This window comes from Burkholderia sp. LMG 13014 (assembly GCF_905232215.1).
Lineage (GTDB): Bacteria > Pseudomonadota > Gammaproteobacteria > Burkholderiales > Burkholderiaceae > Burkholderia.
Genome location: NZ_CAJNKE010000243.1, coordinates 1 through 8,624 on the forward strand (window position 1 = coordinate 1; position 8,624 = coordinate 8,624).

At 65.4% G+C, this 8,624-nt stretch carries 8 protein-coding genes; 6 read left to right on the top strand and 2 right to left on the bottom strand.

From position 1 onward, the window contains the following. A partial coding sequence (locus tag JYJ84_RS21525; protein WP_205189441.1) for an NAD(P)/FAD-dependent oxidoreductase occupies window positions 1-743 on the top strand: 743 nt, incomplete at its 5' end. Window positions 744-1,158: 415 nt separating this feature from the next. Next, on the top strand, window positions 1,159-2,034 hold the full coding sequence (locus tag JYJ84_RS21530; protein ID WP_175221794.1) for a dienelactone hydrolase family protein: 876 nt from the start codon (window positions 1,159-1,161) through the stop codon (window positions 2,032-2,034). Window positions 2,035-2,091: 57 nt separating this feature from the next. On the opposite strand, the gene JYJ84_RS21535 is transcribed toward JYJ84_RS21530, so the two are convergent. Together JYJ84_RS21535 and JYJ84_RS21540 are read right to left on the bottom strand one after the other, a co-directional pair. Further along, the gene (locus JYJ84_RS21535; protein ID WP_175221795.1) at window positions 2,092-2,961 is read right to left on the bottom strand and encodes a sulfurtransferase; all 870 of its coding nucleotides are present in this window, start codon (window positions 2,959-2,961) and stop codon (window positions 2,092-2,094) included. 117 nt (window positions 2,962-3,078) lie between these two features. Next, the gene (locus tag JYJ84_RS21540) at window positions 3,079-4,185 is read right to left on the bottom strand and encodes an aromatic ring-hydroxylating dioxygenase subunit alpha (protein ID WP_122949170.1); all 1,107 of its coding nucleotides are present in this window, start codon (window positions 4,183-4,185) and stop codon (window positions 3,079-3,081) included. Between the two features lie 271 nt (window positions 4,186-4,456). On the opposite strand from JYJ84_RS21540, the gene JYJ84_RS21545 reads away from it, so the two are divergent. From JYJ84_RS21545 to folE2, 4 genes are all read left to right on the top strand, one after another. Further along, complete coding sequence (locus JYJ84_RS21545) at window positions 4,457-4,750, top strand: exodeoxyribonuclease VII small subunit (protein ID WP_175221796.1); 294 nt, start codon at window positions 4,457-4,459, stop codon at window positions 4,748-4,750. Then, window positions 4,747-5,631 (top strand): polyprenyl synthetase family protein, encoded by an 885-nt coding sequence (locus JYJ84_RS21550; RefSeq protein WP_122949172.1) that lies wholly within the window; start codon window positions 4,747-4,749, stop codon window positions 5,629-5,631. Before JYJ84_RS21545 ends, JYJ84_RS21550 begins: the two co-directional genes overlap by 4 nt. Before the next feature lie 81 nt (window positions 5,632-5,712). Further along, window positions 5,713-7,617 (top strand): 1-deoxy-D-xylulose-5-phosphate synthase, encoded by a 1,905-nt coding sequence (gene dxs, locus JYJ84_RS21555; RefSeq protein ID WP_122949173.1) that lies wholly within the window; start codon window positions 5,713-5,715, stop codon window positions 7,615-7,617. Window positions 7,618-7,771: 154 nt separating this feature from the next. Further along, entirely contained in the window at window positions 7,772-8,581 is an 810-nt protein-coding gene (folE2, locus tag JYJ84_RS21560) for a GTP cyclohydrolase FolE2 (protein WP_122949734.1), read from the top strand. Window positions 8,582-8,624 lie beyond the last annotated feature (43 nt).

Below are 8,624 nucleotides of genomic sequence, written 5' to 3' on the forward strand. Positions count from 1 at the left end.
GCAACACCGCGCAGGTGTTGTCGGCTTACGGGCTGCACAAGCTCGACCCGCGGCACGACGTCGGCATCGTGCTGATCGAATCGGGGCCGCGGATCCTCCCGGCGTTGCCGGAACGCGTGTCGTCGGCGACGGCCGAACTGCTCGAAAAGATCGGCGTGCGGCTGATGCTCGCCGAGCGCGTGACCGAGGTGGCGCCCGGGGCCATCCATACGGCGAGCGGCAAGACGGTGCGTGCCGACCTGACGGTCTGGGCTGCGGGCATCAAGGCGCCGCCTGTGCTCGCCAATCTCGATGGCCTCCAGGTCAACAAGCTCGGCCAGCTCGACGTGCGCCGCACGCTGCAGACCTTCACCGACGACAACGTGTTCGCGCTCGGCGATTGTGCGGCATGCGCATGGCCCGGCAACGAGCGCAACGTGCCGCCGCGCGCGCAGGCTGCGCACCAGCAGGCGAACTTCCTGCTGAAGGCAATCGGCTGCCGGCTCGACGGGCGCCCGCTGCCCGAATTCACGTATCGCGACCTGGGCTCGCTCGTGTCGCTCGGCCATTTCAGCGCGGTCGGCAACCTGATGGGCGGGCTGATCGGCGGCAACATGCTGATCGAAGGGCTGTTCGCACGCTTCATGTACATGTCGCTGTACCGGATGCACATCGCCGCGCTGCACGGCTATCCGCGGATGATGCTCGACACGGTCGCGCACTGGCTGCGGCGCACGACGCTGCCGCGCGTCAAGCTGCACTGAGCGCGCATTCACGCGGGGAGCGGGCGGGGACTGCGCACGTCGTGTGCGGTCCCCGCCCGTTGTCTTTTGCGGGCCGCCGGGCCTGCGTTTGAGGGACTATATCGCCCGCGTGTTTTTCGTTTCAGTTCGCCAGCATCCGATCGCCCAACGGTGATCGGCATGCGGCTTGTTGCATCGCGATTCGACGGGCCGCCTGCGGGTTTCCGCGCGACGATCGACGTGTCGAATCGACGCGTCGTAATCGAGTCTTACATATCCGACAGTTGACGCGACAACGGATTATTGGGCATCTTGTCCGGGTTTCCGCTTGTGGCGGTGTGCCAATCGCCGCGACATCCGCGCCGCGCGCCGGCGCGATGCCCCGTCATGCCGTGTCCGTGATCGTGACGGCGGCGCCCAATCGAGGAGTGCATTCATGTTGAAACCCGAAGTCGACAGCCTGGTTCCCCACGTTCCGTTCTCGCGCCGCAAGTTCATGCAGGCCGCGCTGGGCGGGGCCTTCGCGGCGGCCGTACTGCCCGTGTCGGCGCAGACGGTCACGACCGACAGCGAAGGGCTGGACGTCGACACCGTCGAGATCCGCTCGGGTGACTCGAGCGTGCCCGCGTATCGCGCGCAGCCGAAGGACAAGACGAACCTGCCGGTCGTCATCGTGATCCACGAGATCTTCGGCGTGCACGCGCACATCGCCGATGTCTGCCGCCGCTTCGCGAAGCTCGGCTATCTCGCGATCGCCCCCGACCTGTTCGCGCGGCAGGGCAATGCAGCGAAGTATCCGACGATCAAGGAGCTCGACGAGCACATCATCAGCAAGGTGCCGGACCGGCAAGTGACCGAGGATCTCGATGCGACCGTCGCGTGGGCCGGCAAGAACGGCGGCGACCTGTCGCGTCTCGGCGTGGTCGGGTTCTGCTGGGGTGGCCGTCAGAGCTGGCTGTATGCGGAGCACAACCCGCACGTGCGGGCAGCCGTTGCGTGGTATGGGTTCGTCGACGGCAAGACCGACGAGATGACACCGTTCAACCCGGTCGATCATGCATCGTTGCTGAAGGTGCCGGTGCTCGGGCTGTATGGCGAGAAGGACACGAACATCACGCAGGCGTCGCTCGCCGACATGCGCAAGGCGATCCAGACGAGCGATTCGAAGCTCGCGCGCGAATCGGAGATCGTCGTGTATCCGGATGCCGGTCACGCGTTCTTTGCCGATTACCGGCCGAGCTATGTGAAGGCCGATGCGGAGGAGAGCTGGAAGCGTGCGATCGCGTGGCTCCGCAAGTATGGCGTGATGTAAACGGCAAGCGGCGGCAGATGCCGCCGCTTCGTTACGACTGCGCCGAGCCGCCTGCGCTTACGGTGTCGGGCCGGTTGCGATCGGCCGCGACGGGTCGGCGCTCCATTCGCTCCACGAGCCCGGATACAGCGACGCGCCGTGCAGGCCCGCAATCTCCAGCGCAAGCGCGTTGTGGCATGCGGTGACGCCGGAGCCGCATTGCAGGATCACGCGGTTCGGTTCGGTGCCCGCCAGCACGGCGGAAAATGCCTCGCGCAATTCATGGCCGGTCTTGAAGCGGCCGTCGGCGGTCAGGTTGTCCTTGAAGAAGCGGTTGCGCGCGCCGGGGATGTGGCCGCCCACACGATCGATCGTTTCGTTTTCGCCGCGGTAGCGGTCGGGTGCGCGTGCATCGATCACGATGCGCGTGGGTGCGTTCACGTTGGCGAGCACGGCGGCCGCGTCGACCGTCGATTCGAGCGGTGCAGCCGCGCGGAAATCGCCGGCGGCCGGGTGGGGTACGTCGGCCGTCAGCGGCTGGCCGGCTGCTTCCCAGGCCTGCAGGCCGCCGTCGAGTACGGCGACCGAATCGTGGCCGAGCCAGCGCAGCAGCCACCACAGGCGCGCCGCATAGGCGCCGCCTTGCGCGTCGTACGCGACGACCTGCTGGCCCTGCTTGAGGCCGCGGCTCGCGAGCAGCGTGGCGAGTGCGTCGCGGGTCGGCAGCGGATGGCGACCGTTGGTGCCCGTCTTGCGGCCCGACAGATCGCGGTCGAGATGGAGGTACTGGGCGCCGGGGAGATGGCCGGCTGCATACGCGGCTTCACCGGTAGCGGGATCGACGAGATCGAAGCGGCAGTCGAACAGCGCGACGCTGCCGGGCGCCGCCGCCAGGCGCTCGGCGAGATTGGCGGCGGAGATGAGTGTGGTGTAGTGGGTGTGTGGCATGACGGCTCCCTGGAGTGCGAATGGCCTGACATTCCAAGTCTAAACAAAAAAAGACGGGCCGAAGCCCGTCTTTTCGTCTGCCGGATGCCGGGCGGCGTCAAAGCGCCGCACCTGCCGTCAGATGTCGCCGAGATGGCGGCGCAGGAACTCGTGGAAGTGCTGCATGCCGTCTTCCATCGGGCTCTGGTACGGGCCGACCTGCGACTCGCCGCGTGCCATCAGCGCACGGCGGCCTGCGTCCATCCGCATCGCGATCTCGTCGTCCTCGACGGCCGTTTCCATATAGGCGGCGCGCTCGGCCTCGACGAATTCGCGTTCGAACAGCGCGATTTCCTCGGGGTAATAGAACTCGACGATGTTGGTCGTCTTCTGCGGGCCTTGCGGAATCAGCCACGACACGACGAGCACGTGCGGATACCACTCGATCATCAGGCCCGGGTAGTAGACCATCCAGATCGCGCCGAACTCCGGCGGCACGCCGTTACGGAACTTCAGCACCTGCTCGTGCCATTTCTGGTAAGTCGCGCTGCCCGGTTTCGCGAGGGCGTTGTGCACGCCGACCGTCTGCACGCTGTACCAGTCGCCGAACTCCCATTTGAGATCGTCGCACGACACGAAGCTGCCGAGGCCCGGATGGAACGGGACGACGTGGTAATCCTCGAGGTAGACCTCGATGAACGTCTTCCAGTTGTAATCGCACTCGTGCACTTCGACGTGATCGAAGAGGTACTCGGAGAAGTCGAAGTGATGCTTCGTGCCGAGGTGGGCAAGGTCGCGCGCGACATGCCGGCCTTCGGCCTCGAACAGCAGCCCCTGCCAGTTCTGCAGCGGGCTCTTGCCGAGGTTCAGGCACGGCTTGTCGGGAAAGTGCGGCGCGCCGAGCAACTCGCCTTCCAGATCGTACGTCCAGCGGTGCAGCGGGCACACGATGTTCTGCGTGTGGCCGCGCCCGTTGAGCATGATGGCCTGCCGGTGGCGACAGACGTTCGACAGCAGTTCGATCTGGTTCGCCTGGTTGCGGACCAGCACGCGGCCTTCCTTCTCGGACGGCAACGCAAAATAATCCCCCGCCTCGGGCACCATCAACTCGTGCCCGACGTAACGAGGTCCTTTCTTGAAGAGGGTTTCGATCTCGCGCTCGAGTAGCGCCTCATCGAAGTATGCAGTGACTGGAAGCTGGCTGTGAGCCGACTTCAACTGAAGCGCATCGCTCAGATTGGACATTCCCACTCCCGGTGTTAGCGTGAAAGCAGTGAACAACCCAACCATCGAAAAATCGATTTAGGGAAACGGGGAATTATACCCGGTTCGCCTCGTAAGGCTAGGAATAAGTGCCTGATTTGTGTCAATTTTTTGTCGGGCGACAATCGGAAGGCGCACAATGTGCGTCGAAGATGGGGCCGGAATATGTACCCGGGGGCCCACGACGGCAGGTCGGAAAATTCTCTTTTGCCGTAGAATGTCCGACTTGTTTTGAAATTTGACACCCTCGTCCATGGCGAAAACCGCATCCTCTGGCGCCACGCCGCCCGGTAATGGCACCGAACCGTTGCCGGACAATTACGAGATGGCGCTCGCGGAACTCGAGACGCTGGTTACCCGGATGGAAGGCGGCGCGCTGAGCCTCGAGGATTCACTGGCGGCGTATCGCCGCGGTGCGACCCTCGTTGCGTTTTGCCAACAGCAGCTCGAGAAAGTGGAGCAGCAGGTTCGCGTGCTCGACGGCGCGACGCTGAAGCCGCTTTCGTCCGGAACGGCCGCCACGGACGGCGAAGACGACGATCTATGACATTCGAACAATGGATGCGGTCCGTGCTTGACCGCGTCGAGGACGCACTCGGCCACTATCTGCCCGCTGAAACCGCGATGCCGGCGAAACTTCACGAGGCGATGCGCTATGCGGTCCTCGGCGGCGGCAAACGCGTTCGCCCGCTGCTGTGCCATGCAGCAGGCGAACTCACCGGCGCGACGGAAGCGGCGCGCAATGCGGCGGCGGCAGCACTGGAGATGATCCACGTCTACTCGCTCGTGCACGACGACATGCCGTGCATGGACGACGACGCGCTGCGTCGCGGCAAGCCGACCGTGCACGTGCAGTACGACGAGCCGACGGCACTGCTCGTCGGCGACGCGCTGCAATCGCAGGCGTTCGTTGCGCTGACCGATGCCGCGGCGCTGTCGCCGGTGCAGCAGGCTGCGCTCGTGCGCGAACTGGCGCTGGCGAGCGGCTCGATCGGCATGGCCGGCGGGCAGGCGATCGACCTGGCGAGCGTCGGCCTCAAGCTGACGCGCGAGCAGCTCGAGACGATGCACCGGATGAAGACGGGCGCACTGTTGCGCGCAGCCGTGCGGATGGGCGCGCTGGCTGGCGAGACGCCGTCCGCGGAAACGATGGCTGCGCTCGACGTGTACGCGGGGGCCGTGGGTCTGGCCTTCCAGGTCGTCGACGATATTCTCGACGTCACGACCGATTCGGCGACGCTCGGCAAGACGGCCGGCAAGGACGCGGCGAACGACAAGCCGACCTATGTATCGATCCTCGGCCTCGAGGCGTCGCGCGAGCTCGCAGCGCAACTGCGCACCGAAGCGCACGACGCGCTGAAACCGTTCGGCGCACGCGCACAGCGTCTCGCCGAACTTGCCGACCTGGTAGTGAACCGGGTCAGCTGACGCGAAAGCCCGCCGCCGCGCACACGCTACGGTGCGTGCAACAGAATGCGGGCGCGTTTGATTTCCTACAATGGAACGACGATGTACGACTTGCTGAAAACCATCGACGACCCGGCGGATTTGCGCCGCCTCGATCGTCGCCAACTTCAACCGCTCGCGGATGAACTGCGCGCGTTCGTGCTCGACAGTGTGTCGAAGACGGGCGGCCATTTGTCGTCCAACCTCGGGACGGTCGAGCTGACGATCGCGTTGCACTACGTGTTCAACACGCCGAACGATCGCATCGTCTGGGACGTGGGTCACCAGACCTACCCGCACAAGATCCTGACGGGCCGCCGCGACCAGATGCATTCGCTGCGCCAGCAGGACGGCATCTCGGGCTTCCCGCGCCGTTCGGAGTCGGAATACGACACGTTCGGCACCGCGCACTCGAGCACGTCGATCTCGGCCGCGCTCGGCATGGCGATCGGCAGCCAGCTGAACGGCGACGACCGCTTCTCGATCGCCGTGATCGGCGACGGCGCGATGACGGCCGGCATGGCGTTCGAGGCGATGAACAACGCGGGCGTGTCGGAAGATGCGAAGCTGCTCGTGATCCTGAACGACAACGACATGTCGATCTCGCCGCCGGTCGGCGCGCTGAATCGCCATCTCGCCCGCCTGATGTCGGGCCGCTTCTATGCGGCTGCGCGCGCGGGCGTCGAGCGCGTGCTGAGTGTTGCGCCGCCGGTGCTCGAACTCGCGCGCAAGCTCGAGGAGCACGCGAAGGGCATGGTCGTGCCGGCCACGCTGTTCGAAGAGTTCGGCTTCAACTACATCGGCCCGATCGACGGTCACGATCTCGATTCGCTGATCCCGACGCTGCAGAACATCCGCGAACTGCGCGGCCCGCAGTTCCTGCATGTGGTGACGAAGAAAGGCCAGGGCTACAAGCTCGCCGAAGCCGATCCCGTGCTCTACCACGGCCCTGGCAAGTTCAACCCGGCCGAAGGCATCAAGCCATCGACCGCCCCCGCGAAGAAGACGTACACGCAGGTGTTCGGCGAGTGGCTGTGCGATGAAGCCGAGCGCGATTCACGCGTGGTCGGCATCACGCCCGCGATGCGCGAGGGCTCGGGCATGGTCGAGTTCGAGAAGCGCTTCAAGGATCGCTACTATGACGTCGGCATCGCCGAGCAGCACGCGGTGACGTTCGCGGGCGGCATGGCAACCGAAGGCCTCAAGCCGGTCGTCGCGATCTACTCGACGTTCCTGCAGCGTGCTTACGACCAGCTGATCCACGACGTCGCGCTGCAAAACCTGCCGGTCGTGTTTGCAATCGACCGTGCGGGCCTCGTCGGCGCGGACGGCGCGACGCACGCGGGCGCGTACGATCTCGCGTTCATGCGCTGCATCCCGAACATGACGATCATGGCTGCGTCCGACGAGAACGAATGCCGCCAGATGCTGCACACGGCGCTGCAGCAGCCGAACCCGACCGCGGTGCGCTATCCGCGCGGCGCGGGCACGGGCGTGGCGACGGTGAAGGAATTCACCGAGATCCCGCTCGGCAAGGGTGAAGTGCGTCGCCAGACGTCGCAGCCGGAAGGCAAGCGCGTCGCGATCCTCGCGTTCGGCACGATGGTCGCACCGTCGCTCGCCGCAGCCGAGGAGCTCGATGCAACCGTCGCGAACATGCGCTTCGTGAAGCCGGTCGATGCGGCGCTCGTGCGTGAACTCGCCGAAACGCACGACTACCTCGTCACGGTCGAGGAAGGTTGCGTGATGGGTGGCGCGGGCTCGGCCTGCGTGGAAGCCCTGATGGAGAGTGGGGTTATCCGACCCGTACTACAATTGGGCCTCCCTGACCTGTTCATCGATCACGGCGACCCCGCGAAGCTGCTGTCGCAATGCGGCCTCGACGGCGCGGGTATCGCGAAATCGATTCGCGAACGCTTTCTGAATCCGGCGGCCGACGTCGCCGGTCAGGCGAAGCGCGTCGCATAAGCTGGTGCCGCCTGCGGGCGGTGCCGGTGCGACTGGCGCAACCGGTCTTCATTGATGCGGAAAACATGGGCCTGCGGGCCCATGTTGCTTTTCCGGCTGCCGCATGATGCGGCGTGCGCGTCGTCGAACGCGCGGCTTACAAGGATTGAACAAGATGAACCAGATGAATCCCGCCTTCGTGATGCCCGACGTGCAGAGCACGGTGGATACCCGCCAGATTCCGATTCAGCGCGTGGGCGTGAAGGCGGTCCGGCATCCGTTGACGGTGTGTACCGAAAGCGGCGACGTGCAGCCGACCGTCGGTGTCTGGAACCTCGACGTCCGTCTGCCGGCCGACCAGAAGGGCACGCACATGTCGCGCTTCGTCGCGCTGCTCGAAGAGAACCGCGCGCCGCTGACGGTCGAGCGTTTCCGCGCGATGCTCGCGTCGATGCTCGAAAAGCTGGAGGCCGAAGCCGGTCGCATCGAAGTCACGTTCCCGTACTTCGTGAACAAGACGGCACCGGTGTCGGGTGTGCAGAGCCTGCTCGACTATGAAGTGACGCTCGCGGGCGAAAGCCGCAACGGCGACACGCGCCTGTTCCTGAAGGTGCTCGTGCCGGTGACGAGCCTGTGCCCGTGCTCGAAGAAGATCTCGCAGTACGGCGCGCACAACCAGCGCTCGCACGTGACGATCGACGCGGAGCTCGCGGCCGACCTGCCAGTCGAGGCGCTGATCCGCATCGCGGAGGAAGAGGCATCGTGCGAGCTGTGGGGCCTGCTGAAGCGTCCGGACGAGAAGTTCGTCACCGAGCGTGCGTACGAGAATCCGAAGTTCGTCGAGGATCTCGTGCGCGACGTCGCGCAGCGTCTCGACGCGGACGAGCGCGTGATGGCCTACGTGCTCGAAGCCGAGAACTTCGAGTCGATCCACAATCACAGCGCGTATGCGCTGATCGAACGCGACAAGCGGCAGGCGGCATAACGCCGCGGCGTTTTGTCGCGCCGATAAAAAAGGCCGCTCGGAT

Coding starts and splice junctions, on each gene's coding strand:
- JYJ84_RS21530 (WP_175221794.1), top strand. CDS start 1,159: ATGTTGAAACCCGAAGTCGACAGCCTGGTTCCCCACGTTCCGTTCTCG.
- JYJ84_RS21535 (WP_175221795.1), bottom strand. CDS start 2,961: ATGCCACACACCCACTACACCACACTCATCTCCGCCGCCAATCTCGCC.
- JYJ84_RS21540 (WP_122949170.1), bottom strand. CDS start 4,185: ATGTCCAATCTGAGCGATGCGCTTCAGTTGAAGTCGGCTCACAGCCAG.
- JYJ84_RS21545 (WP_175221796.1), top strand. CDS start 4,457: ATGGCGAAAACCGCATCCTCTGGCGCCACGCCGCCCGGTAATGGCACC.
- JYJ84_RS21550 (WP_122949172.1), top strand. CDS start 4,747: ATGACATTCGAACAATGGATGCGGTCCGTGCTTGACCGCGTCGAGGAC.
- dxs (WP_122949173.1), top strand. CDS start 5,713: ATGTACGACTTGCTGAAAACCATCGACGACCCGGCGGATTTGCGCCGC.
- folE2 (WP_122949734.1), top strand. CDS start 7,772: ATGAACCAGATGAATCCCGCCTTCGTGATGCCCGACGTGCAGAGCACG.